Here is a 25194-nt window from a genome sequence, read left to right on the forward strand (position 1 = left end):
ACACTACATAAATCAAGTGGCAACTAACTCCAAAGCTAGACGGCCAAATTCTCGTTCTGGCGATCGCCGCCAAGCACGTAAAAAGGCGAGGGCAAGTAATAAATGGCTGTACTTAAGGGCAATTAGAGATGCTTTTGCCAAGCTCAACCCTAAATATGCAATCAAAAACCCAGTGATGTTTGTGGTTTGGGTGGGGACAATGATCACCATATTGCTAACAATTGATCCCAACTTATTTGGCCCATCTCTCCAAAAGAACCCGCAACTTTTCAACGGCTTGTTGTCAGGGATTTTATTCTTGACAGTTTGGTTTGCCAATTTTGCCGAAGCAGTGGCAGAAGCGCGGGGTAAAGCCCAAGCCGATGTTTTGCGCTCAACGAAATTAGAAGCGATCGCTAAAAAACTTGCTCCCGATAGCATAATTAGTGAAGTTTCATCCACCAGCCTCAAACAGGGCGATACCATCTACGTCGTTGCTGGCGATATTATCCCCGCCGATGGCGAAGTAATTATGGGTGTCGCCTCGGTAGATGAATCGGCAATTACTGGGGAATCTTCACCAGTATTAAAAGAATCAGGCTCCGATGTTGTTAGTTCCGTTACTGGTGGGACGCGGATTATCTCAGATGAACTAATTATCCGCATTACATCTGACCCAGGCAAAGGCTTTATTGACCGGATGATTGCCTCCTTAGAAGGGGCAGAACGCAGCAAAACACCCAATGAAATTGCCATAACGGTATTGCTGGCATTTCTAAGCTTAGTGTTTTTGTTAGTCGTGGTAACTCTGCCTGCACTTGCCTATTATGTCAACAGTCCAGTCAGCGTGCCAATTTTGATTGCCCTGTTAATGGCATTGCTCCCTACGATTATTGGCGGGTTACTAACTACCATTGGCATTGCTGGTATGGATCGAGTTGCCCAATTTAACGTCATTGCCACTTCCGCACGAGCAGTCGAAGCCTGTGGTGATGTCAACACTTTAGTTCTCGACAAGACAGGTACAATTACCCTCGGCAACCGCCAGGCCGAAGAGTTTATTCCCATCAACGGTTATTCAATGTCAGAAATTGCTAATGTTGCGTGGGCGGCTAGTGTCTTTGACAATACACCAGAAGGTAAATCCATTGTTCGACTGGCAGAAAATTTAGGTGCACGGTTTGATTTTGACTCCAATCAGGCAGAAGGAGTCGATTTTTCTGCCAAAACACGTATGAGTGGCACAAACTTGCCTGGTGGACATGAAGCCAGGAAGGGAGCAGTCGGAGCCATTAAAGGATTTGTCCGTTCCCGCAACGGACGCGATACACCAGAATTAGATGCTGTCTACGAACAAGTTTCTCGTCTGGGAGGTACACCCCTAGCAGTCAGCCTAGATAACGAAATCTATGGGATTGTTTATCTTAAAGATATTGTGAAACCTGGTATCCGCGATCGCTTTCTTGCACTGCGACGGATGGGAGTGCGTACCATCATGTTAACTGGAGACAACCGAATTACAGCTTCTGTCATTGCCAAAGAAACTGGTGTGGATGACTTCATTGCCGAAGCCACACCAGAAGACAAAATCAGCATCATTAAAAAGGAACAAGCAGCAGGTAAACTGGTTGCCATGACCGGAGATGGGACTAACGATGCTCCAGCATTAGCCCAAGCTAATGTCGGCGTCGCTATGAATACAGGGACGCAAGCTGCAAAAGAAGCCGCCAACATCATCGATTTGGACTCCGATCCCACAAAACTGCTCGATATCATTAGCATTGGCAAACAATTGTTAATTACTCGCGGGGCATTGACGACATTTTCCATCGCTAATGATATTGCTAAATACTTGGCGATTATCCCAGTCATATTTGTCGCTGCTAACCTGCAAAGCCTGAATGTTATGAATTTGACTAGCGCTAAATCTGCTGTACTATCAGCGCTGATTTACAATGCTTTGATTATTCCAGCTTTGATTCCCTTGGCATTGAAAGGTGTACGGTTTAGACCCTTGACAGCTAATCAGCTAGTGCAACGCAATATCTTAATTTATGGCTTAGGTGGGGCGATCGCGCCGTTTATCGCCATTAAGTTAATAGATATGCTGATTACAGTTGTCGGCTTGGCTGAAGCAATGCAAAATTAGAGATGATCCAAAACAAACACATTTTATAAAACTAAGATAATCAACTAAAAATAAATTATGAGAGCAATTGGAAAACTTTTTATAGCTATTATTCGAGAAAGCATCAGAGCAATTTTTATAACTCTGATGCTTTGGTTATTGACTGCAATCATCTATCCTTTGATAATTCTTGTAGTGGGTCAAGTCTTTTTACCCTATCAAGCTAACGGCAGTATCATGCAAAATCTAAATGATCAACCAATTGGTTCGGCTTTGATTGGTCAGGTATTCACATCTGAGCGATATTTCCAGTCTCGTCCTAGTACTGTGAGGTATAGCCAAGGAAAAAAAGCCAAGCCAACTGGCATATCTGGAGCCAGCAATCTCGCTGCCAGCAATCCAGAGCTACTGAAGCGGATTCTAGAACAGGCAAATCAATTACAAGACGAAAATCGTCAACCATTTGCTGATATAATCTATACCTCTGGTTCTGGTTTAGATCCCCATATTTCCTTAAAAGCAGCAATTCAGCAATTGTCGCGGGTTGCTAGTGCGCGTGGAGTTCAAGAAGTTGAGATCCTACGTTTAATTAATAAGTATACTGATGGCAGATTTTTAGGGATTTTTGGCGAGCCAGGAGTCAATGTTCTCCGATTGAATTATGCTCTTGACTTGCAAGATATTAATCGTCAGCAAAATTAATCATTGGGCACTTGTACTGAGCGTATCGCTAGAGCGAAAGCTCCGCTAACGCGTAGCGTCTCGTAGAGAAGCCGTTGGCGCAGCCTCTCCTAGAGAAGTATTGGGCATTGGTAACAGCGCCATTTTCCTTTCCCATGAAATGGGATTGCTATAAAAGCCAAGAATAAAATGTTAAATAATAGTAATAATTCGGCTGGTACTGCACCTTTAAATTCTCTAAGTTACTCACTTTATCCGGCAGGACGGCGGGGCAAGCATAAAATCTTTATTGGCATGGCTCCTGGAGTAGGCAAAACCTACCGGATGCTGGAAGAGGGACATTCACTCAAACATGAAGGATTTGATGTCGTCGTTGGGCTTTTGGAAACCCACGGACGCAAGGAGACAACTGAGAAGTCACAGGGATTAGAGATTTTACCCCGGAAGCAATATTTTCAGGATGAGTTGACGCTTACGGAAATGGATACAGATACTATTTTAAAGCGATCGCCTCAATTAGTGTTAATCGATGAACTTGCCCATACCAACGTCCCTGGTTCACCACGCGAAAAACGCTACGAAGATGTAGAAGTAGTTTTGGCAGCAGGTATTGATGTCTACTCCACAATGAATGTGCAACATTTGGAAAGTCTCAATGACCTAGTAGCCCGAATCACAGGTGTAGTAGTCCGTGAGCGAGTTCCTGACAGGATTCTGGATGAAGCAGATGAAGTTGTGTTAATAGATGTCACACCGGAAACTCTGCAAGAACGGTTATTAGAAGGGAAGATTTACGCACCCCAAAAAATCCAACAATCCCTTGAGAACTTTTTCCAACGTCGTAACCTGATTGCTTTACGAGAGTTGGCTTTGCGGGAAGTCGCAGACAACGTGGAAGGAAATGCGATTGCCACCACTCCCAATGGACAATCCTGTAATATTCACGAGCGCGTTTTAGTGTGCATATCCACTTATCCCAACTCAGTGCAGCTGTTACGCCGGGGTGCGAGGCTGGCTGGCTATATGAACGCCCCACTTTATAGTTTGTTTGTTGCCAATCCAGAACGCTTCCTCACCAAGGAGGAAAGCTTACACATCTACACCTGTGAGAAACTCTGTAAAGAATTTGAAGGTACTTTTATTCATATTACCAATACTAACGTAGCTGATGCGATCGCTGAAGTAGCCGAGAAATATCGGATCACTCAAATTGTAATTGGAGAGAGTCAGCGATCGCGCTGGCAAATGCTCCTCAAAGGTTCTTTGACGCAAAAATTGGTACGCTTGCTCAAAAATATTGATTTGCATATCATTTCCAGCGAAAAAATGGTTTCACCCAAAGAGGGGATCAAGTTTCTCCAAAAATCTCAGAAGTAAAGCTTCCATGTAGACCATAGGGGATATGATGCTTGAGATGTAGCCGCGCCATCGCTCCTTTCGAGAAATCACTAGCATCCAAAATTACCAAATCTGAGCGGTGATGGGCAGCATCATAAACCAAAGCTAATACCCAACCATCATCTTCCTTTTCGGAACCTGGACGCGGGACAAAAATCGGTTCACCGACAAAACCACGGGGTGCAGCGCTCCAAAGTTGTCTTTCTCCTGACTCTAAATCAATTTTCAGCAATGCTTGTAAGGGAGCGTTACCACTCTCTGCATGAGCCGCACCTATATATAGATATCGATAAGATCGTCCTACATTCGCTGGATGTATACTGGGAAATTCACAACAGCGGCCATCAATCAATTCCCGCCGTACTGTTCCATCCTTTAGATTCAGATAAAATCGCCAGAGTTGCCCAGGTGAAAGCGCCTCAAAATCAACTTGTCGAAAATCACTTTTGGGTTCCACTTCTGGTAAATTTTGGTAGCAAATGGAGTCAATCAAAACTTCCTCTCCTACCTCAAAAGCATTGATGTGGTGGAAGACGAAACCCGACTGAGTTTCCAGAATTTTTATTTTTTCTTGCCCTTCTTTGGGAAAGCGGGGAATAATTAGAATTTTAGTTGGCTGATTTGGCTGAAATTTGATACACTCTCCCGCCGCACGTATTCCCAAGGCGAAAGGTATGGGATTAAAAGTGACAGGATTTTGAAAGAAGATGCAGTAATTGGGAGTAATGACAAAATCGTGAATGAAACAGAAACCTGGAACATTATGAACCCGCTGTCTAACAATTTCACCCGCTAGGTTTAGCTCGAAAACAGTAATTTTAGTAGATAATCCTGGCTTAATGGAGAAATTTACCAGGCAAGGTGCACCCCCATCTTCGTAACAATTATTTTCCAAGCGGGGATGTGCAGCGAAAGCTTCACCTGCTGACAAAACACCATTAAAATATTCATTTCCCAAGGTTTCAAGAGTGTAGGGATCGAGGCGATGCGCTTCAGACCCTTCCCACAGTGCTAGTAGTTTACCACCCCAATAAATAACATTTGTATTGGCGATATTTTTGAGTGTAAAGTCAAAGATATTAGCTAGCCAACCGCCGGGTTTTTGAGTACCAAAAGTACCGCGATAGAGAATTTTTCCGGCTTTTTGCTCTGCCAAATAGCCAGTTGTGCGAATAAAGCGGTTGCGAAAATGAGCACGACCCTTGACAAAGGTAAACTTGCTAATCATCCCATCCCCATCAAATGGGTGATGAAGAGATTGCCCATTCACATCAAGCAAACCGGGGCCATTTCTAAACAGCGTACCTTGTAATTCTTCGGGAATTTGTCCTTCTATATCATCAATCCAATAATCAAACTCTTGGGTGAGAGATTGATATCCTCCTTGCCAGTCTGCACGAGTGTAGGATTTTTCTGTAACTGGGCTTTCTTGACTTTTAAAACTCTGCATATACTTTGTTTTTTACTGTTACCTTGCACTATTCTCATACCACAACGGACTAGCTCGATTTTGCGTGAGATTTATTACACTATTCGATTATTTCCGACTCTGATTCTCTCAATACCAACTCAGACATCAAATCAGGCAAAAACGGTTGTTCTTCATTCTTTAATATCTCAGTTTGTTCATCAGCAGCAGGTAGCCAATTGATAAATGGTAGGGGTAACAACGTACTGATGTTAGTAATTACCACCAATAGCCAAAGTGACTCAAAGTTTGTTGCGGTGATCCCCAGCCAATAGGTGATTAATGCCCCCAATGCATTGGAAACCGTTCCTGCTGAATTAAATATAGACATTAACAAGGCAAATAATGTGGCTTCTACACCAGAAGGACAAAGCCTTGCTGCTAGCACCATCACTTGCATAAAGGCAATTTTCCCCATCACAGAGAGAATAAGACTATCACCCAAACTAAACCAGTGGTCATCTATACCTAACAGCCTGTTTGTATGTGTCACTAACAACAGCGTCGTCATCCCCAAAATTGAGGAGAGGACAGTACTCCAGACAAAAATCACCCGAAAAGGGATGCTTTTGAGGAAACGTTGAAAAATCCAAACACCTGCTAAAGAAGCGAAACTTGTCACTAAATACACCCGCCCCAAGAATTCTGGTTCAAAGTGTAGTTCGTTAGTAGAGAAGAAGAAAAAAGCTGACTCTGCGTTTGGGGTAGCTTGCCAGATGAAGATAAACGCAGTTGGTAGCCAAATTGTTTTTTGGCTAATGGCTTGGCGTAGCTGCCCCAGTTGATGTTTGATATTACTATCTTGAGAATCTTTGCTAACAGGAGACTCCGCAATTAACCAAGCTACCCCTGAGACGATGAGAGGAAATAAGGCGGTAATTCCAAAGACAGTACGGGTAGTAAAGTATTGGAGCAGCAGACCGCTAAAGTATGCTGTTATTAAACCTCCGATCGCAGCAGCACCCCAGCATAGAGATTGTAGTGAACCTGCTTTTGCTTGCGATTCGCCTCTAACTCGTTCAACAACCAGCGAGTCAACTATTACATCACTCATGGCGACGGAGAGAGAACCAAGAGCGATCGCTAAGGTAGCTGCCCAGCTAGTATGAACTATTGTGGCCAGGCTAATCCAGGAAGCAGTTCCCAGTATCCCCGATAAAATCAAGTAAGGACGCCGACGATAGCCAAATATAGGCAAACCATCAGAAATAAAACCAAACACTGGCTTGATCATCCAAGGTAGGAAGACAATTCCCAATAGCGCCGATACCTGGACTGGACTCAGCAGCAGTTCATCTTTGAGGAAAAAGCTAACGGCTAGACGCGATAGCCCTAAAATTCCTTGGACAAAGTAAACGGTGAGAATTGCAATTAACTCTGCATTAGGTTCATTACCTAAAAAGATTTTTTGTGTTAATGAGTCTTTGACCTTGGACAAGCCAGATGATTGAACCACCATTCGATAAATATTTTTTAAATTTTATTTACTTTTCTATCATATCGATTCTGAGGATGTGGGTTTTCTGTTATTGATTTTGACATTCTTCCTTGCTCTGCCTACTCGTCTTTCTCCAGTCAATTATGCCACCTGAGTTTTTTTGACATGGGTAGTAACATGAATTAAACTACCTCTTGCAATTAACAAAAGAATCTTTATCAATGCATCCGACTGAAAAAGCTGCTGTCCCGACTCGCGTTATCGGTTTAATTAGTGGCACATCCGTAGATGGCATAGACGCTGCGTTAGTAGAGATTTCCGGTACAGAATTGGATCTCAAAATTGAGTTGCTAGCCGGGGAAACATATCCTTATCCAGCTGAACTCCGAGAAAGAATATTAGCAGTTGGTGCAGGTGTTGCGATCTCAATGGCAGAATTGGCAGAAATAGATGATGCGATCGCCCTTGTGTTTGCTCAAGCCGCCCAAAATATTCAAATTGATCACCAGACAGCTACTCTCATTGGCTCCCACGGTCAGACGGTTTATCATCGACCACCTGGGGATAAGGGAATGGGGAAGAAAACCACTCCCTATTTCCCACTCGGCTACAGTCTCCAACTAGGGCGAGGTGAATTAATTGCCTATCTTACGGGCATTACAACCGTGAGCAACTTCCGCGTTGCTGATATCGCTATTGGTGGTCATGGTGCGCCTCTCGTCCCTAGAGTGGATGCTTATTTACTTAGCCATCCCCAGGAAGGACGTTGTGTTCAAAATATTGGTGGTATTGGTAATGTTGCTTATATTCCGCCTCGGCATGGCGACTGGCTTTCAAAAATTCGGGCTTGGGATACTGGCCCAGGAAATAGTCTGTTGGATCTGGCGGTGGAGCATTTAAGCGCTGGTGCTAAAACTTACGATGAAAATGGCAATTGGGCAGCGAGTGGTACTCCTTGCTATGCATTGGTAGAACAATGGCTCAACCAAGACTACTTTCATTTGCCGCCACCAAAATCCACTGGTCGAGAGTTATTTGGTGTGACTTATATGCATCAGTGTTTAAAAGATGCCCAAGCATACCAACTCAACCCTGCCGACATACTGGCAACTCTCACGGAACTTACAGCGGCTTCAATTGTTCATAGTTACCGTACTTTTTTGCCGTCAATGCCACAGCGTATATTATTATGTGGCGGTGGTAGTCGCAATCTCTATTTGAAACAAAGATTACAGTTTTTGTTGACATCAATACCAGTCTTGACTACAGATGAAGTCGGTTTGAGTGCAGATTTTAAAGAAGCGATCGCCTTTGCCGTTTTAGCTTATTGGCGACATTTGGGTATTCCAGGCAACTTACCTACTGCCACTGGGGCATCTCAAGAAGTACTTTTGGGAGAAATTCACCAAAGCGAGTACTCAGTAATCAGCAGGGGCTAAACCCTAGCTATTCGCTAACGGAACTCAGCACTGCTATAACTGTAGTCTTGTTGGCACTCGATCAAGACAGGGAATATAAAAGGTGGCTCATACTTTTTTATTGGAACCAGGACGCTGGACAATACAAGGAAATTGGCTAGAACGTAATGGTATGCCAATCAGTGTCAAGGGTATGACCTTGGTAGCTTGGAATCGAGATAACTGGTTTACTATGGCTACAAAGCTGATATTCCCAGGTAGCGATCGCTCGGAAATCTCTTTACAATACAAGGGGCGGCTGCATGAAGGAGAACGTCAGTATACCTTTTTACTCCAACATAATCTTTTGGGGCAGGTTGAAGGCGAAGGCTGGATTGGTCTAGATACTATTGTGCAGCGTTACTGGGTAATAGGCGATCGTCAGCGTCGTAGCGGCTTTGAAACCCTGCACCGGATTTCAGAAGATACATATTACCTCAGTAGTGGCATCTTGGCTGGTCATTTTTTAACTAACACAATGGAAGCTAGCCTAGAGCGTCAGTTAACCTAAAGGCAGTCAATAAGTAGGTACAAACAAAACTATACTAAAGAATGTAAATTACTTGTTTTCTAAGTCAGTTGCTATAAATTTCTTAACCCGATGCTAGCTGCTCGGCACAAACCAACCCTTCGACTTCTCTCTACAGTGACAGACTCATCGCAGTGTACTAGTTCACCCAACCTTAACAAATCATAGTTATTCTCATTAACCTACTTAGTTGTATAGTAAAAAAGAAATTATCAATTTATCGCCAGTATTTTTAACTAACGGTGTAGTCAGGAGATCAGTTTTGTGAGCCTTAAAGTATCTATCATTATTCCTGCTTATAATACTGAGGCTTATATTGGAAGAGCAATAGAGTCCGCCTTAGAGCAAACCCTCAATGATATTGAAGTTATCATCGTCGATGATGGTTCAAGTGACAAAACTGTAGAAGTCGCTAAAAGTTTTACTGACCAGCGTCTAAAAGTGATAGTTAATCAACAAAATCTTGGAGCGGCTGCTGCGCGTAATCGTGCCCTCAGAGTAGCCCAAGGAGAATGGATTGCTGTACTTGATTCAGATGATTGGTATGCTCCAGAAAGATTGGAAAAGCTTGTATCATTGGCGAATGAAAGAGATGCAGACATGATTGCTGACGATCTTTATTTAATCAACGATGGTGAAACATCTCCTTGGAGTACATTAATTAAAGAAAGTGGAGAACGTATAGATAAAATTCGCCAAATTGATATTGTTTATTTCGTTGAAACTGATGTTTTTGGACAACCAGGGTTACATCTTGGTTTAAGCAAACCTCTATTCAAACGAGAATTTCTGGTTAAGCACGGCATTGAGTACGATGAAGCCATCAGGATGGGGCAAGATTTTTGGCTTGATATGAAATGCTTAATCAAAGGAGCTCGCTTTTTCATTGAGCCAAAACCCTATTATTTCTACCGCTCCCGCCCCGGCTCTCTTGTAAATCAAAGCTCATTGCCACGCATCAATCAATATTGCAAAGCTACTAATTCTTTTATGCAAGAAGAGGCTGTGAAAAAAAATCCAGCTTTAGTGCGTGCCCTATCTAATAATCTTGCAGTTTACCAAAAAAATCTAGCTTACTACAAAGTTGTAGAGCCTCTAAAGCAAGGAAAATGCTTAACAGCCTTGACAGAAATGGTAAGAAATCTCTACTTTTTTTATTATTTTGTTTTCCAGATTAACAAGATTATTGAACGTCGAATTCAATACTATGTGATGGGTAATAAATCAGCTTTTCACATTTCTTATAACTTACAGAAAAAACGAAAAACTTCCAATTAGTACTATAGCAGTTCTAAATGATCTGTGAAAAACCACTAATGACAAATGACGAATGACAAAGAGAGAAGTCTGAGTGCTGGCTTCCGGCGATAGCGCAGTTAAGCCGTGTCCGCGTACTCCTGCAAAGAAGCAAGCTACCCGTAGGTAGCGTCTCGTAGAGAAGGGAGAAGACCGCGCTGGCTCCCCTTAAAAAAGGGGGGCAACCTCTCTCAAAGTCCCCCTTCTTTAAGGGGAGCCACTGCGCCCTTGCGGTTTCCCGACTTGTACCCCTTCGGGGAAGCAAGCTACGCGCAGCGTCTCCGGCAAGGAGAAGCACGTGGCGTGGATTGAGGGGGATCTCAAAGTATTTGCTACCAAGAAGAGGACTTGTTGATTCATCCTCTTAGACTCAGAATTGATTCTGAGGCGGGCTAGATGAGAATGAAATAGCCCTGATTTTATGTAACTTGAATGTTCATTAGACAATCACAACTTTATTTATATTCAAAACTCCGTACTCACCACAGAGTTCTGTGAACTCTGTGGTGAGTGCGGTTTTCCCTAATATCGGTTTTGGGCATATCCTAGAGTTATTTATTTAGTCAAAATTGGGCAAACTAAAACTACATCATAATTAAATGCCTTTTTCCTCCCAAACACTTATAACCTGCTTTTGGAATCGAATTTTCTATGTCAGACCCTAACATTGGTCGCTTACTCAGCAAACGCTACCAACTTCAGGAGTTAATCGGTACTGGAGCAATGGGTCGCGTTTATCGTGCTAAGGATATTTTGTTGGGAGGTGTACCTGTTGCCGTTAAGTTTCTCGCTCTATCAATCCAAAATGAAAAGATGCGATTACAAGACCGCTTTGAGCGAGAAGCGAAAACCTGTGCTTTACTAGGCCAAAAAAGTATCCACATTGTCCGAGTGATGGACTATGGCGTAGATGAGAACAACACCCCGTTCTACGTCATGGAATACCTTCAAGGACAAAGCCTGAACACTATTATTCGCAAGCAACGATTGCCTTTACCAAGATTCCTCAGTATGGCGCGTCAACTTAGCCTGGGGTTACAGTGCGCTCATGATGGCATCCTAGTTGAGGGTACAATTTGCCCAATTATCCATCGAGATGTCAAGCCAAGCAATATACTGGTGATTCAAGATTCCAGTTTTGGAGAATTGGTCAAGGTTCTAGATTTTGGTATTGCTAAGTTATTACAGTCAGATGGCGACCATACAAAATTTTATTTGGGGACATTGGCTTATTCTTCTCCTGAACAGATGGAGGGTAAAGAATTAGACAACCGTGCTGATATTTATAGCTTGGGCATTATGATGTTTGAGATGCTTACAGGGAAAATGCCACTGGTAGCATCAACTCACTCTTTTGGAGCATGGTATAAAACACATCACTATCAAAAACCACGTTCTTTTGCTGAGGTTGCGCCTGGATTAGAACTACCAAAAGAAATTGAAAATTTGGTGATGAGTTGTCTAGCTAAAGTACCACGCGATCGCCCCCAAAGTATCAGTGAAATCCTTAGCATTTTAGTATCTTTAGAACAGCCTGAGCATATACGTAACGTTAAGCAAAACAGCCATGCACTAGTTCCTGCGACTACAGTTAGCACTGAGCTTAAACAAAAGACGAAAGCTGATGTGCGAGGATCTTGGTCAAACGATGAAATCGCTCGCGCTGTTTGTTGGCCCCAAAATAAACCAATTGCCGATATTGTATTTCCCCAGTCTATCCATACAAATGGGGAAGTTTTACCAGCTCTGTGGGTAATGCTACCACAACAAGAAATTCAAAAGCGCTTAGTTTGCACCCGGTATAATCAATTTCTTTTCATCTCTGTTCCTCATCCTATGCTGCTGTGGATTACTGTCATCTACAACCGCAAATATGGAGCTAAATGGTTACCTTACTACCTTGATCTCAAAACCAGTCTTGGTCAAGAAATGGCTCGCTTATTACAGCACACGGATTACTACCCTCTGTTGTTCTTTTCACGAGAAACACCAAGTCACTGTACCCATATTCTACATTCCAGCGTTGCTTTTGCCCAACACCAACGACTGCAAGAGTGGGTTAACATGAGCAACACCTCAATGTCTTCTGCTGATCCCCAAGTTAGTAAAAGCTTACTCAAAAGCGAGTACGAGAAGATTAAGCCTCAAATTCTGGCAAAACTGGAAGGGATTGATACAGATTCTCCATATGACCTTTCCAGCTAGGGATGATTTCTTAATGCTACATACATTTTTTGTAATATATTTAAGAGTATTAACTCAATAAATGTAAATTTTTATAAACAAAATATATATCAAGTTGTAATTTCTAGTTATATGTATAAAGAGTCAAAGCAGTAAATGTAAAAGTTAGGCTATCTAAATTCTGTGTAAATCTTTAGCGGGTACATATTTTGGGGAATTATAAATTTACGCAGGTGTGATTCTCACAAATCTAGACGAAACAAGAAGAAGTTTGGCTAAAGCACACAGTAAATTTGTTCTGTAAAGCTAAAGTAAGTCTAAACTCCATCATATGTGCCATCGGAAAGTTTACTCATCATTAATTTATTTCGTGAATTGAACTTTTTTGCCAACCTTGTGGAATTGCTTATCGAAGTTGACGCCCCGACATCCCCAGCTCTTTTCCTCCTTGGAACCAAGCAAGAGAAGGAGGTCGCCCACTGCGACATTAGAACGACTCTATGCCATAGTGGAACCGGAATCTAAGCCCCACTGGTGCTTAAGAAGCTCTTGATAAGTTGCCTCGCGGACTACCATTTGCTCATAGAGTTTAACCAAGAAGTCTTTGGCTTGGTCGTGGCTCATGTGCTGTACTTGAGTCGAAAATGAACAAATGCTGAATTGCTGTTCCAAGGATAGTTTCATTGGTTGATTCATAAGTTAACTCCGAAAAAACAATGCGTAAAAGTGATATGCTCACAGAAGTCCAAATGGGATAATACTTGGACTTGTATCTGTCCTGAATTTTCTCTTCCGTATTAAGGAAGATAACAATTGTTTGACAGACTTGCCTACATCCTAAATGTGGATATTTTTTGCTATGATAACCTGCACCTAATCCCACTGATATATCACCCAAGTTGTCCGAGCCATATTTCGGAAAAGAGGCTTGATTTGGCCTCAGCTAGATACAGCTACCTTGTTTACTCCTTGCTGCTCTGCATAACTCTCTTTTCGGGAGAAGAGCAGGTGCTATCCTTAACCCTTGATAGTTTGACTATTTTAAGGAAAACTCAGATGCCGTCTTCCCCACTAGGGAGGAAGATTTGGAGGTTAGAGATTTTAAGGAGGTTGGGGAATGAATGGCAATAAACGTGAATTATAGGCGTTTCATCTCATTATGTGCAAGATGTCAATCTGTTATGCAAATTTAGCCTCGTTAAGTTACTTCAGAGGTTAAAATTATTTGTATCAAATTGTAAAAAGAAAAAATGCTCAGGCTGAACAAATTGCTGAGTATATCTACTGGATTAGTCATTTGTTCAATGACCGATGACTAATGACTATTTTCTTCGAGTGAAACAATAACAACTGTGATGTTATCGTGACCTCCTTGCTCTTTGGCAGCCTCAACTAGAGAGATGGCAGCTTTATCGACATAAGGAGTGTCTTGGAGGCAGCTAGCAATCTTCTGTGAGACAAGTTCTTCTGTAAGACCATCACTACATAGCAGTAAGCGATCGCCAGTTCTTACATCTAGTGGTTGCACGTCAATCTGATGCAAGTCTTCACGCCCTAAACAGCGCGATAATACATGACGAAAAGGATGTAATCGGGCTTCATCTAGGGTGATGTCACCTATTTTGATTGCCCGTGCTACCCAAGTATGGTCTTCCGTTACCTGTTCTAATTGCGACTCTCGGAAGCGATATAGCCGCGAATCGCCAACATGAGCGCACCAAGGTGATTCTGGGGAGCGGAAAATTACCGCTACAACAGTTGTACCCATGTCAGCGCGTTCGGGATGATTTTGCTGATCCTGCAAAATCGCCTTATTGGCATCCCACAAAGCTTGCTCTAGCAATTCTTGAGAAGACTTTGAAGATTGCCAATTTGCCACCAAATAAGCTTGAATTTCTTTAGTAGCAATGCGACTTGCTTCCTCACCTCCCGCATGACCACCCATGCCATCGGCAACCACGAAAAATCGCCCTTCTGGATCGATATAGTAAGTATCCTGATTATTAGAACGAATAAGTCCCGGATCGCTAAAACCCGTGAAATTAAGTTTCATAATTTTTTTTGCAACAATTAATACATCCGATCATAACGGTCGAGGCGTAAAAGTAGTCGAATCAGGATCACTGAAATCCCTGCTGCAATTAAAGCAGGGACTAACGCCCACCATGCATGATTGCTAACCACTAAGATAGTAGCTGAAAGTGTGAAGCCGCTAATTAACAGAGCATAACTTATTGAAAGCTGAATACTGCTTTGTCGTCGGAGCAGACGTTCGGTTTCGATAGACCGAACGCGCAGACGCATATCTCCCCGTTCTAGCTTCTCTAGCGTATCTTCTAACCTACGTGGTAGACCAAAGGCAGTACTACTTACTTGAGCTGCTTGACGACTCAATTCGTTAAGAAAGCTATTCCCCTCAGAACCATTCATATCGGTCATAAGTTGCATTGCATAGGGTTTGGCAACTTCCATAAAGTTAAACTCTGGATCTAAGCCTCTGCCTACCCCCTCTAGAGTAGAAAAGGCTCGCATCACAAAAGTAAAGGTTGCTGGAAATCTAAATGGCTGATTATAAGCTAATTCGTAAAGATCGTCACTGATTGCCGCCACGGATTGCTTTTCAAAAGGCTTATCCATGAAATGGTCGAGCATATACTGGATGGAACGCCGCACTGGTCCCATGTCATCCGTTGGGGCGATCGCGCCTAAATCAATGAGTGACTGAACAACGCGCTCGCCGTCTTTTTGGGCAATCCCAAACAGTGTTTGCATTAATCCTTCGCGGACGTTGGCTTTAATCCGCCCCATCATGCCGAAATCGTAGAATATTAAAGACCCATTTGCACTAATGGCAATATTGCCTGGATGAGGGTCGGCGTGGAAAAAGCCACTATTGAGCAACTGATGTAAGTAGGCTTGAGCGCTTTGACGAGCGATCGCTTTTCGATCTAAACCAGCTGCTTCTATAGCCTCGTATTGGCTAATTTTAATTCCAGGGAGATATTCCAAAGTTAGTACTCTGGAAGTGGCGTAACGCCAGTATATTCTTGGGACGTTTACCCAATCGTAGCCGCGAAAGTTCCGGCGAAAAGTATCGGCGTTGCGACCTTCGTTTATATAATCAATCTCTTCCCAAAGAATGCGACAACACTCTTCGTAAATACCTGACCAATCTCGCCCTTTTCCCCATTTAGGATGGTTTTGAAAGTAGCGAGTAATTCCCTTGAGAATTTGTAAATCTATTTCAAATAACTTCTTGAGTCCAGGACGTTGTACCTTGACTACAACCGATTCCCCAGTATACAGCACAGCTTTGTGTACTTGCCCCAAGCTAGCAGCAGCTAAGGGAATAGGTTCAAAGTTATGAAATAGTTCAGGAATTTTCTTGCCTAGTTCTTTCTCAATGGTCGCTTCTACTTGCTCATAGCTAAATGCCGGTACTTTGTCTTGTAACTTCGCTAGTTCTTCTACGTATTCACCAGGGAATATATCAGCACGGGTAGAAAACAATTGCCCAACTTTGATGAAGGTTGGCCCTAAATCTAGTAGGGTATTGCGAATCCAAACCGCTTGGGTTTTGCGTTTTGTAGCTTGCTTTGCCTCAGTCACACCACCCGGATAACTCCAAGATTTGTTGTATAGCCAAAGTTTGAATAATAAGGTCAAGACAAAAGACCAGATATCCACAAAACGCCGTCTGCTAGAGTAGTTTTCCCGATTCCAACGGTATGCCTTTTCTGAATAACCTTGTTCCATATGCTTTGTGTACCGTTGGTTTGCAACCGAATCTCCTGAAAGAAAAGACACTCTGATTCCTAAACTGTTTTTTCTTAAGTGTCCTTTGTCATTTGTCATTTGCGTATAATTTTTGACTAATGACTAATGACTAAATTTATGCAGATGCTCTGCGATAATGTTGCAATTCTGTTCGCAACAGAGCAATTTCGGCTCGCAATTCATCAATGTCTGCTTGCAAGTCGCCTGTCTCTGAACTGGGTTGCCTAACGCCTGTGGTAGTTTGATTAGCATTAGCTGCTTCTGCTGCCCGATTTGCGCGCTCTAGGACTTCTTCTGTAAACTGGTGCAACTGCTCTCTAGCTTCCGCATCAAATTTGCCCAGTTCACTCAAAGCATCGGTCAAGGCGACCTCTAAACGCTCATTAACTACTTCAGCTACTGCTCTGCCGACGAAAAAGGCTTGCACAAGGGGGTTACTCATAAATATTTGTTACGTTGCTCCGCAAAAGAATTATAACTTGCCTGTATGCTTTGCGGCTTCTATTGTAGAGCTAGAGATTTGGGTTGGCGATGTGCGACTTTAGTCTTGGCGAATAGAATTCGTGGAGTTTACGGTTACACAAACGAGAGCTACACCGATCTGGGCTAACACATATCGTGACATTCCAATAATTCTCGATAATTATTGTTCTTCAGCAGATCGATTTCAGAGACGCTAACAATAGCGACTTAATCCCCCACCAGTGTCGGATAAACTGCACCAACTCCGAACTGAAAGACAAGCCAAAAAGCAAGCATGACGCTGAAATATCTGATTGATGAAAATGTCAATCCTATCTATCCAAATTAAATTAGGCTAAGAGAACCTGATATTATTATCAAGGTAGTAGGAGAGTCAGAAACGCCATCAAAAAGTACACTCGATCCAGAAATTCTATGTTGGTGTGAGGATAATAATTTTATATTAGTGACAAATAACCGAACTTCCATGCCAGTACATTTAGCTGATCATATCGCTGTTAAACGTCATATCCCAGGAATTTTTATCCTCAATCCAAATTTGAGTATTGGTGAAAATATAGAAGAATTAATAATAACTGCTTTGGCTTCAGAAGAAGATCAATATCAAGACCGAATAGTTTATTTACCTTTACCATAAAAATAGGCGATGTCTACGACGGGCTACGCGATCGCCTGTTTTATAAAGCGTCAAGAAATATAGTACTATTTCTATTTTAAGAATAATGTTAAGATTGAATTATCATCAGATAGTTGATTATTTTATGTTTTACAAAGTAAACATTATTATCGAAAAAGATGAAGATGGCTATTACGCTTATTCTCCAGAACTTCCCGGCTGTCAAAGTCAAGGTGATTCCTTGGAAGAAGTAAGCTCAAATATCAAAGAAGCTGTTGAAGTCTACCTAGAAACTCTATCAGAGTCAGAGAAACAGGAACTTTTAAAGAAGGAAATCCTGACTATGATTTTGGAGGTTAAAGTTGCCTAAACTACCGCGCCTAAATGCCAAGGAAGCGGAAAAACTATTATTGGATGCTGGCTTTATCCAAATTAGAAGTAAAGGCAGTCACAGAGTCTATCGCCTAGAAAATATCAGGGTTGTCATTCCTTTTCATTCTGGAAAAGTACTACACCCAAAGATAGTTCGACAGGTTATACAAGTTATCAAACCTGATGAAAATGATCTGCCCGATGATGAAACGTGAATTTATAATATGTTGTTGAACACTCCACAAATACATCAACGATCGCTTCACTAATTCATTTAAGATAGTGTTGTGCTAAAAACTCCTCAGCATCAAGTCTATCTTTAATCACTCCATCCAAGGTAGCAGCAAGTAGATCATCTAATATTTGCCGATACTGTGGCCCTGGTTTGTAACCAAGTTTCTTTAAATCATTGCCATTCAAAAGCGGCTGCACATTAGCCCAAACAGTTAAATATTTCCAAATTTGATGTCTAATCTCTCGCGGACTTTGCACGGCGATTAAAATCAGCATTGGTAAATCATATTGTCGCAACAACTGCACCACTTGACTAGGATGTTGGAAAGTAGGTAAGGATTCCATCACCTGAGTAAAACTTTGGGCTAAGTTCTTCAACCTAGCGATGCTATCTTCCTGTAATTGGAGATTTTGTGCTACTTTCGCCCGATATTGTGGTGCTAGATGGGCGATTAACGCTTCTAAGCGCGTTTGCCAGTGAATCAGGGTTTGTTCGGCATCAAATCGCCGCAAACAGCGTTCCAGCAAACGTAATTGCCGCAGAAGTTCTACATCTAGCTTCAGGGTAGGATGGATGCACTGCAATGCCCCTAAGTTATCGAGTAACTGCAAAGCCGATTTCCAGTAGGGCGCTTCTAGGATGTGCTTTAATTCTGTTTTAAGTCGAGTTTGCAAGGCTGGAGTTCTGCTATTCTCTTGAGCAGTGCGATCGTAAACACCACTGTTGATGGCATAGCGGATAAACTCTTCAGTTTGCGGTTCAATCTGAAATCCGAAGCGCACAGCAAAGCGCACGCCACGATAAATCCGCGTGGGGTCTTCAATAAAGCTATTGGCGTGTAAAACTCGAATTTGCTTGGCTTGTAAATCGAGTAAACCGCCAAAGAAATCGAGTAACTCGCCAGCACCGTGGGAAGTAAGCCGCAAGGCGAGGGCGTTGATGGTAAAATCTCGGCGATACAAATCTTGACGAATGGAACTCGCCTCAACTTCTGGATTCGCTGCTGGGTAAGGATAAAATTCCGTTCTAGCGGTGGCAATATCCACCCATAGACAATCTAATTCTGGGTCTTTGTGCCACAACAAAGCAGCAGTTTGAAAAGCTCCGTGGATTTCTAAGCGAGCCGCAGGGTAAAGTTGCTGGAGTGCCTTTGCTAGTTCCACACCAGCACCAACATCTGCTGATTTGTGAAAGCCATCAACTACAAGGTCAATATCTTTAATCATTAAGGTATCTGCTGCTTGGGCTAATAGCAAGTCCCGCACCGCACCCCCGACTAGATAAAGATGCCAACCCCGTTTTTCTGCCTCTGCTGATGCTTTGGTGAGTAATTGCCACAGTTGGGGAGCAAGTTTATTTTGCAACTCAAAGCTGAGTCCTAAGTGCTGATTTCTGAATGATGATTGAGACTCAGGACTCAGCACTTGGAACGGGCTAAACGCCCCGCTACCGCTAACAGCACTGTTTTGATGTAATTCTCTCAATACATCAGTACGACTGACAATACCAACTAACTGTCCATTCTCCAATACGGGTAAGCGCCCGATATCATATGTGACCATCAGCGCCTCAATTTGTGGCAGTGTCGTATCTGGTGTAATCGTTTTAAGATTCGTAGTCATATAGCCTTTGACTGGCGCATGACCAAATCCGTGGCGCAAGGCGATATCAATATCCCGCCGCGAAATAATACCTACCATCTGCCCTTGGGCATCGACTACAGATAAACCAGAGTGTCCATACCGCAATAAAATGCGCTGTGCTTCGGCAATTGTGGTTTCAGGCAGAATAGTGCGGACAGGAGAGGACATCAAATCCCTAGCAGTGGGGGGATGGGGAATTTGCGCTTTGACCCCATCAAGGAGTTGTTTTAATATTGCCTGTGAATCTACTTTATGTAGATTCAGCGATGCGGCTTGTGAATGACCGCCACCACCTAGTAGTTGAAATAATAAGTTAAGATTTGTCTTGGGAATTTGCGATCGCCCAATTATACTTAAGCCTGAATCCCCTTTACCCAAATGATACTCATTAGCCAACAGTATGGCATCAATTTCAGTTAATTCGACGAGTTGAGAGGCTAAACTTGATAACCCTGGTACAAAACACTCGGTTTTTAGTGTTACCCAAGCAACCGTATATCCATGTAGACGGAGATATTCTAAATTTTCCAGCGCCTCAGTTAATAACTGCTGTAATTGCAAAGACAAGCCAGGGTCACGGTAGGTAGAAATTACTGATAAACTGGCACCTTGTTGCATCAACCAAGCCAAAGCCAAGGCATCCCGTGGTGTAGACTGTTCAAAGGTCAAAGAACCAGTGTCAACGTGGATACCCAAAGCCATCACAGTTGCTTCGGCAGGAGTGAGGGAAATTTCCTGTTGTTGCAATTGCTCGACGATTAAAGTTGTAGTGGCTCCTACTGAAGAAATATGCGATCGCGTGGCGGAAATATCTGATTCTTGTCCTAAGTGATGGTCATAAACTATAATCTCTCTTAGATTGGGCAAATCTAACCACTCAGCAGCTTTACCCAAGCGATCGCGCTGTTGCGTATCCACCACAGTTAAAGAACGAATCTTTTCAGAATTCACCGAACGCCGTTCAATCAGCGAATATTCATCCCGATGCAACGCTAAAAAATCCCGTACAGGAGGATGAGAGCCGCCAGTTAGGACAATCTTGCTTCCCGGTAGTAAGCGCGTTAACCCTACTGCTGCTCCTAATGCGTCAAAATCTGCTGTTGTGTGGCAAAGAATTAAATCCATAGTCAAAAGTCAAGAGTCAAGAGTCAAGAGTCAAGAGTTAAAATCTACACCCTGGACTTTTGACTAAAATGTAGCAATTTCTGGTAGCTTAAAAATAAGGAAAAACTGTCTCCGGTGGGGTATCACGGGGACATAAAACTAAAGCTCAGGAAATGTCCTATGCAATAGCAGGAGTCACTGAGAAGCCTACACTATACAGCTTACTGTTAGTGTAAGACATATCACTATTTCACTAGCTTGGGAGAAGCGAAAATGACCATAATATTCCAATTTGCCTTGATAGGTCTAGTCCTGTTGTCTTTTGTCCTAGTTGTGGGCGTTCCCGTCGCTTACGCCACTCCCCAAAATTGGGTTGAATCTAAAAAACTGCTCTGGGTTGGCTCTGGCATCTGGATTGGTTTGGTATTTTTAGTTGGTTTGTTAAACTTTTTTGTTGTATAGGCGACGGCTTCGCTCTGTCGTAGGCAGATAATATAAGAACTAGAGGAGCAGAAGAGCCAAGGTCAAAGGTTAAAGGAAAAAAGAAGATATTTTTTCTTTTTCTAGGTTCCTTTATTTTGACTGTGCTTTCCTGCTCCTCTACATTTAGATAAGAATTGTATATTAACAAGAAGTATTGTAAGAGGCAGTCATGGCAGTTTTCGAGGGAACTTTTACTCAAACGGAACCTTTGCGTTTTGCAGTGGTTATTGGACGATTCAATGACCTCGTTACCGGAAAGCTGCTAGAAGGATGTCAAGATTGTTTGAAACGCCACGGTGTAGACCCCGACCCCCACGGTAATCAAGTAGACTATGTTTGGGTACCGGGAAGTTTTGAAGTGCCTTTAGTAGCTCGCCAGTTGGCACTTTCCCTTCGTTATGATGCTGTAATTTGTCTAGGTGCTGTCATTCGAGGGCAAACACCCCATTTTGATTACGTATCCTCAGAAGTTTCTAAAGGTATTGCCGCCGCTAGCTTTCAAACTGGGGTGCCAGTAATTTTTGGCATTTTGACAGTAGACACTATGCAACAAGCCTTAGAACGCGCAGGCATCAAAGGTAATCATGGCTGGGATTATGCCATGAATGCCCTAGAAATGGCAAGCCTCATGCGGCAACTGCGTTCTAACCTGGCAGAGCCATATTCTCGTAATAGTCAGTCTTTGCCGGCCTCATTTCAAAGTGCCAGTGTCGGCAATTTAACTGCGGAGTCGGAAGAACTAGGCTAGTACGTCATTTGTCATTTGTCATTAGTGAATAACAAAGGACAAATGACTAAATTAATGGGTTGACAATTAGAGATAAATCTGGGATATTGATATTTAGATAATAAATGCGGGCATGGCTCAGTGGTAGAGCGTCACCTTGCCAAGGTGAATGTCGCGCGTTCGAATCGCGTTGCCCGCTTCCAACTAAAACCTCTTAGAGTTAAAAATTCTAAGAGGTTTAGTATTTTTAAGGAACGGCTAACCTGCGTATTTAAAAGTCTTTAAACCAAGTTTTGCACTTTATTTAATGCACATTCCTCAGAAATATAAAACCCAGCTTTAGACTAGTCTAGATGTACATTAGCTTGGCTACAATCTTTATTAGGTGTAATCAATTCCTTTTATATAGGGTATATTACACTACACTAAAAGGATGTGGTTAAATAGTAGTATTGTCAGGTGCAAAGCGTATTCTAGCAGTGAAGCTAGCCACAATCTATTTTGGGAAAGAGTCATAGACACTGACTGATAGTTTTGGCAACTCCCGCTCTGGAAACGCTGGTAAACTGTAAGGAATAAACATTGGAAGTAATTCTGCGCTAGCCTTGATAATTGGGTAGTAATATATAGTAACCCAAAGGAAAACCTCACGTTAGCTGGTATCTGTTGTTTATAAGTGTAGCCTTCCCAAACGATTCGTTTTAGGAGTGGTTGCCACGTAGGCTTAAAATTTTACCAGGTGTGTCAGCACAATGAAATGCCCAAAAACGCAACCACATTACCTTGAAAGCGACAGATGAAGAGAAGGAAGTTTTTAAGCAAGATTGCCAGCTACGAGGAAAAACTACAAACAGATAACCCCGTACTGCTACGGCAATTACGATATTTAGAGTCGGCTGCATCAACTGTTTGCAATCATGACGATGTTTGCCTGGTCTGGCTATGTATATAAACAGAGAAGCCCTCAAGGCATTTACCAAGGGATCATATTCCCGCAGTTTGTTAAAAACACGCTCAAGTTATTAGAACGCTTGTGCAATCTCAAAAACCCGAAAAAATAGATTTCAATGCCGAATACCCCTGTCCCTGTCGTCGCCGGGGGCAGTTAATTCCGATTACGCTGACAGAAGCATTTGGTTGTGATCGCTGTCAGCAAATCTTTGTAGTGGAAGATAATGGTCATGTCCTAGAACAGCTTTCTACGACCTATCCGTACAAGCGGGCTTGGCGTTGGATGGGAAATAGTTGGCATGTTGTCCATCCCAAGTTGGGAGAAAGCTATCTGCCTATAGCACTTGGCATTATTTTCGTGCTAGTGATTATATGGTTGCCATTAGCACTACGATTGGCAAATAGTTCCAGCATTATTGCTTGGGCAATGGTGGCGGTGCTGTTGGCTATCTTGCCAGCACTAATGGTCTGGCTTATCTACAGACGTTAACTCAATGACTGTTGAAGTTTTAGATGATCACCCCGAACCGATTACTAGTGCTCAACGAGCCTATCAAGCTTCCCTAAAGTTGGGGCTGACAAAGGGAGTAGACCGGAGTCGTGCAGTATTGGCGATGGCACAGGCGCTTGAGCGCTCATTTGACGACATTCTAGAAGCTAACACCTTGGATTTAGAAGCCAGTCGGGAAATGGCAGTGCCAGAGTTGATATTGGACTGGCTCAAGCTGACTCCCAAAAGGCTAGAGATTACAGTTGACATTCTACAACGGTTGGGGGAACTATCAGATCCGCTGCGGCGCGTCAGGAACGCTGATTATCAACTGGAAGATTCTCAGAGTTACACCCAGTTAATGCCCTTGGGAGTGATTGGATTTATTTATGAAGCGTTCCCGGATTTAGGGGCGATCGCAGCAGGTCTTTGTATCAAAACTGGCAATAGTATTATTCTCAAAGGCAGTACTGAAGCTAGCCATTCCAACGCGGTGATCGCTGAGGTACTGCAAAGTGCGATCGCCGAAGTTGGTCTACCTCCGGGCTGTGTAGAACTGATCACAGCTGAACATGGTGCTTCGATTCGGGATTTAGTCACCCAAGATCAGTATGTGAATCTAGTGATTCCCTACGGACGTTCTAGCTTGGTACAGCAGGTAGTACGACAATCAACTTGCCCAGTTTTAAAATCAGCGATGGGTAACTGTTACCTCTACTGGTCACTAAATGCCAGCTTAGAGATGGTGCGCTGGATGATTATTGATAGCCATCAGAGCGAACCAGATCCAGTCAATGCCATTGAAAAGGTATTGATTCATCGTCAAACCTTACCATCTTCCTTGGCAGTTTTATGGAACAGCTTGATGGAAAAAGGCTTTGAAATTAAAGGAGATACAGAATTAGTAAAAGCTTTTCCCCAGTTGCAGCTGGTGAAGGAAGGCGAATGGGGAAACCCTTATTTAACTAGGACAGTAGCTTTTAAACTTGTGGATAGCTTAGAGGCTGCGATCGCCTGGATTAATCAATACAGCAGTGGTCATGCTGACTCCATTGTGACTGAATCTTACCAGGAAAGTCGGCAGTTTGCCTTAGGAATTAACAGTGCCTCTACCTACATGAACACTTCCCCGCGTTTTTCCCGCAACCCCTCGCGGGGAGATTCAGTGTTTCTCGGTATGTCTAACCAAAAAGGTCATCGCCGAGGATTTATCAGCCTAGAAACCTTGACCACCGTCAAGCACATTGTGCAGGGAAATGGCAGGTTTTAAATAATTCGTAATTCATTTTAGATTCCTTATTGGTGTAGCATCTTTTTTAGGAGAAAAAGAGGCTAACATCTCCGATTTTTTGACTTTTATAAGAGATAGGACTTACGCAAAACCACACGCTGTAGGGGCAATTCATGAATTGCCCCTACGCAAAAATAAGAGTTTCGGCTATTGTTTGCGTAAGCCCTGAGAGACTTCATAAACAGAGATCACAACCAGCTAATGAAAATATCTCTTTGATAGTAATGTAGGCTTTGTCCACCAAAGCCTGGATATGGTGGGCAAAGACCATCTTGCATCTGCTTCAAAAAGCAAATAAGAGTCTTATATTAACTACCATTTTGGCATATCTTTGCAATACTTAACTATCTTCTAATTAAAAAAAATTAATATAGATTAAAAATGATAACTAACATCATAAATTCTTAAATTTATCAGGCTAAATTAAGAGTATGCTTAATCATTGAAGTCTAGTTGAGAATTTA

General features: G+C 42.6%; 22 protein-coding genes and 1 tRNA gene. 15 read left to right on the forward strand and 8 right to left on the reverse strand.

What is annotated here, in order from left to right; all coding sequences use genetic code 11:
- The first annotated feature begins 7 nt into the window (after positions 1-7).
- From kdpB to ACEW80_RS12365, 3 genes are all read left to right on the forward strand, one after another.
- Positions 8-2128, forward strand: coding sequence for a potassium-transporting ATPase subunit KdpB (gene kdpB / locus ACEW80_RS12355; protein WP_373526893.1), 2121 nt, complete (start codon positions 8-10; stop codon positions 2126-2128).
- An 81-nt stretch (positions 2129-2209) separates the two neighbouring features.
- The gene (kdpC, locus tag ACEW80_RS12360) at positions 2210-2809 is read left to right on the forward strand and encodes a K(+)-transporting ATPase subunit C (protein WP_373526894.1); all 600 of its coding nucleotides are present in this window, start codon (positions 2210-2212) and stop codon (positions 2807-2809) included.
- Between the two features lie 168 nt (positions 2810-2977).
- Positions 2978-4165 carry a universal stress protein gene (locus ACEW80_RS12365; RefSeq protein WP_373526852.1) on the forward strand — a complete coding sequence of 396 codons (1188 nt, stop codon included), beginning with the start codon at positions 2978-2980 and terminating at the stop codon, positions 4163-4165.
- Here ACEW80_RS12365 and ACEW80_RS12370 read toward each other — a convergent pair.
- Entirely contained in the window at positions 4137-5636 is a 1500-nt protein-coding gene (locus ACEW80_RS12370; RefSeq protein ID WP_373526853.1) for a carotenoid oxygenase family protein, read from the reverse strand. The genes ACEW80_RS12365 and ACEW80_RS12370 overlap by 29 nt on opposite strands.
- 79 nt (positions 5637-5715) lie before the next feature.
- Positions 5716-7113 (reverse strand): folate/biopterin family MFS transporter, encoded by a 1398-nt coding sequence (locus ACEW80_RS12375; RefSeq protein ID WP_373526854.1) that lies wholly within the window; start codon positions 7111-7113, stop codon positions 5716-5718.
- Between the two features lie 200 nt (positions 7114-7313).
- Between ACEW80_RS12375 and ACEW80_RS12380 the strand changes: the two genes are divergently transcribed.
- The 4 genes from ACEW80_RS12380 to ACEW80_RS12395 all read left to right on the forward strand — a co-directional run bounded on the left by ACEW80_RS12380 (position 7314) and on the right by ACEW80_RS12395 (position 12579).
- Positions 7314-8531: an anhydro-N-acetylmuramic acid kinase gene (locus tag ACEW80_RS12380; protein ID WP_373526855.1), complete on the forward strand. Its 1218-nt coding sequence runs from the start codon at positions 7314-7316 to the stop codon at positions 8529-8531.
- Positions 8532-8613: 82 nt separating this feature from the next.
- Positions 8614-9060 (forward strand): hypothetical protein, encoded by a 447-nt coding sequence (locus ACEW80_RS12385; RefSeq protein ID WP_373526856.1) that lies wholly within the window; start codon positions 8614-8616, stop codon positions 9058-9060.
- Between the two features lie 282 nt (positions 9061-9342).
- Positions 9343-10356, forward strand: a complete 1014-nt coding sequence (locus ACEW80_RS12390) for a glycosyltransferase family 2 protein (RefSeq protein WP_373526857.1) — start codon at positions 9343-9345, stop codon at positions 10354-10356.
- Positions 10357-11025: 669 nt separating this feature from the next.
- The gene (locus tag ACEW80_RS12395) at positions 11026-12579 is read left to right on the forward strand and encodes a serine/threonine-protein kinase (protein ID WP_373526858.1); all 1554 of its coding nucleotides are present in this window, start codon (positions 11026-11028) and stop codon (positions 12577-12579) included.
- A 477-nt stretch (positions 12580-13056) separates the two neighbouring features.
- Here the strand turns inward: ACEW80_RS12395 and ACEW80_RS12400 are convergent, their stop codons facing one another.
- The 4 genes from ACEW80_RS12400 to ACEW80_RS12415 all read right to left on the reverse strand — a co-directional run bounded on the left by ACEW80_RS12400 (position 13057) and on the right by ACEW80_RS12415 (position 16777).
- Positions 13057-13254, reverse strand: coding sequence for an NblA/ycf18 family protein (locus tag ACEW80_RS12400; protein ID WP_196516752.1), 198 nt, complete (start codon positions 13252-13254; stop codon positions 13057-13059).
- A 619-nt stretch (positions 13255-13873) separates the two neighbouring features.
- Entirely contained in the window at positions 13874-14611 is a 738-nt protein-coding gene (locus ACEW80_RS12405) for a Stp1/IreP family PP2C-type Ser/Thr phosphatase (RefSeq protein WP_373526859.1), read from the reverse strand.
- A gap of 17 nt (positions 14612-14628) precedes the next feature.
- Positions 14629-16314 carry an ABC1 kinase family protein gene (locus tag ACEW80_RS12410; RefSeq protein ID WP_373526895.1) on the reverse strand — a complete coding sequence of 562 codons (1686 nt, stop codon included), beginning with the start codon at positions 16312-16314 and terminating at the stop codon, positions 14629-14631.
- 136 nt (positions 16315-16450) lie between these two features.
- A complete protein-coding gene (locus ACEW80_RS12415) occupies positions 16451-16777 on the reverse strand; it encodes a DUF6825 family protein (RefSeq protein WP_373526860.1) in 327 nt (108 codons plus the stop codon).
- A gap of 486 nt (positions 16778-17263) precedes the next feature.
- Between ACEW80_RS12415 and ACEW80_RS12420 the strand changes: the two genes are divergently transcribed.
- From ACEW80_RS12420 to ACEW80_RS12430, 3 genes are all read left to right on the forward strand, one after another.
- Positions 17264-17455, forward strand: coding sequence for a hypothetical protein (locus tag ACEW80_RS12420; protein WP_373526861.1), 192 nt, complete (start codon positions 17264-17266; stop codon positions 17453-17455).
- Positions 17456-17579: 124 nt separating this feature from the next.
- A complete protein-coding gene (locus tag ACEW80_RS12425) occupies positions 17580-17804 on the forward strand; it encodes a type II toxin-antitoxin system HicB family antitoxin (RefSeq protein ID WP_373526862.1) in 225 nt (74 codons plus the stop codon).
- Positions 17797-18021 carry a type II toxin-antitoxin system HicA family toxin gene (locus ACEW80_RS12430; protein WP_373526863.1) on the forward strand — a complete coding sequence of 75 codons (225 nt, stop codon included), beginning with the start codon at positions 17797-17799 and terminating at the stop codon, positions 18019-18021. Before ACEW80_RS12425 ends, ACEW80_RS12430 begins: the two co-directional genes overlap by 8 nt.
- Before the next feature lie 55 nt (positions 18022-18076).
- Here the strand turns inward: ACEW80_RS12430 and ACEW80_RS12435 are convergent, their stop codons facing one another.
- Positions 18077-20809 carry a CBS domain-containing protein gene (locus ACEW80_RS12435; RefSeq protein WP_373526864.1) on the reverse strand — a complete coding sequence of 911 codons (2733 nt, stop codon included), beginning with the start codon at positions 20807-20809 and terminating at the stop codon, positions 18077-18079.
- Between the two features lie 252 nt (positions 20810-21061).
- Between ACEW80_RS12435 and psbZ the strand changes: the two genes are divergently transcribed.
- From psbZ to ACEW80_RS12450, 3 genes are all read left to right on the forward strand, one after another.
- Positions 21062-21250, forward strand: coding sequence for a photosystem II reaction center protein PsbZ (psbZ, locus tag ACEW80_RS12440; protein ID WP_373526865.1), 189 nt, complete (start codon positions 21062-21064; stop codon positions 21248-21250).
- 190 nt (positions 21251-21440) lie between these two features.
- Entirely contained in the window at positions 21441-22019 is a 579-nt protein-coding gene (ribH, locus tag ACEW80_RS12445; protein ID WP_373526866.1) for a 6,7-dimethyl-8-ribityllumazine synthase, read from the forward strand.
- A gap of 106 nt (positions 22020-22125) precedes the next feature.
- Positions 22126-22197 (forward strand) — tRNA-Gly (locus ACEW80_RS12450).
- 502 nt (positions 22198-22699) lie between these two features.
- On the opposite strand, the gene ACEW80_RS12455 is transcribed toward ACEW80_RS12450, so the two are convergent.
- Entirely contained in the window at positions 22700-22978 is a 279-nt protein-coding gene (locus tag ACEW80_RS12455) for a hypothetical protein (RefSeq protein WP_373526867.1), read from the reverse strand.
- A 53-nt stretch (positions 22979-23031) separates the two neighbouring features.
- Between ACEW80_RS12455 and ACEW80_RS12460 the strand changes: the two genes are divergently transcribed.
- Positions 23032-23439: a hypothetical protein gene (locus ACEW80_RS12460; RefSeq protein WP_373526868.1), complete on the forward strand. Its 408-nt coding sequence runs from the start codon at positions 23032-23034 to the stop codon at positions 23437-23439.
- 4 nt (positions 23440-23443) lie between these two features.
- The gene (locus ACEW80_RS12465) at positions 23444-24709 is read left to right on the forward strand and encodes a glutamate-5-semialdehyde dehydrogenase (protein WP_373526869.1); all 1266 of its coding nucleotides are present in this window, start codon (positions 23444-23446) and stop codon (positions 24707-24709) included.
- Positions 24710-25194 lie beyond the last annotated feature (485 nt).

Origin of the sequence: Nostoc sp. (assembly GCF_041747015.1) — a bacterium.
GTDB lineage: Bacteria > Cyanobacteriota > Cyanobacteriia > Cyanobacteriales > Nostocaceae > Nostoc.

Bases quoted from the DNA above. Each gene is read 5' to 3' on its own strand.
- ACEW80_RS12370 (WP_373526853.1), bottom strand. From the start codon at position 5,636: ATGCAGAGTTTTAAAAGTCAAGAAAGCCCAGTTACAGAAAAATCCTAC.
- psbZ (WP_373526865.1), top strand. From the start codon at position 21,062: ATGACCATAATATTCCAATTTGCCTTGATAGGTCTAGTCCTGTTGTCT.
- ribH (WP_373526866.1), top strand. From the start codon at position 21,441: ATGGCAGTTTTCGAGGGAACTTTTACTCAAACGGAACCTTTGCGTTTT.
- ACEW80_RS12465 (WP_373526869.1), top strand. From the start codon at position 23,444: ATGACTGTTGAAGTTTTAGATGATCACCCCGAACCGATTACTAGTGCT.
- ACEW80_RS12405 (WP_373526859.1), bottom strand. From the start codon at position 14,611: ATGAAACTTAATTTCACGGGTTTTAGCGATCCGGGACTTATTCGTTCT.
- ACEW80_RS12435 (WP_373526864.1), bottom strand. From the start codon at position 20,809: ATGGATTTAATTCTTTGCCACACAACAGCAGATTTTGACGCATTAGGA.
- ACEW80_RS12410 (WP_373526895.1), bottom strand. From the start codon at position 16,314: ATGGAACAAGGTTATTCAGAAAAGGCATACCGTTGGAATCGGGAAAAC.
- ACEW80_RS12375 (WP_373526854.1), bottom strand. From the start codon at position 7,113: ATGGTGGTTCAATCATCTGGCTTGTCCAAGGTCAAAGACTCATTAACA.
- ACEW80_RS12380 (WP_373526855.1), top strand. From the start codon at position 7,314: ATGCATCCGACTGAAAAAGCTGCTGTCCCGACTCGCGTTATCGGTTTA.
- ACEW80_RS12365 (WP_373526852.1), top strand. From the start codon at position 2,978: ATGTTAAATAATAGTAATAATTCGGCTGGTACTGCACCTTTAAATTCT.
- ACEW80_RS12415 (WP_373526860.1), bottom strand. From the start codon at position 16,777: ATGAGTAACCCCCTTGTGCAAGCCTTTTTCGTCGGCAGAGCAGTAGCT.
- ACEW80_RS12400 (WP_196516752.1), bottom strand. From the start codon at position 13,254: ATGAATCAACCAATGAAACTATCCTTGGAACAGCAATTCAGCATTTGT.
- ACEW80_RS12425 (WP_373526862.1), top strand. From the start codon at position 17,580: ATGTTTTACAAAGTAAACATTATTATCGAAAAAGATGAAGATGGCTAT.
- ACEW80_RS12395 (WP_373526858.1), top strand. From the start codon at position 11,026: ATGTCAGACCCTAACATTGGTCGCTTACTCAGCAAACGCTACCAACTT.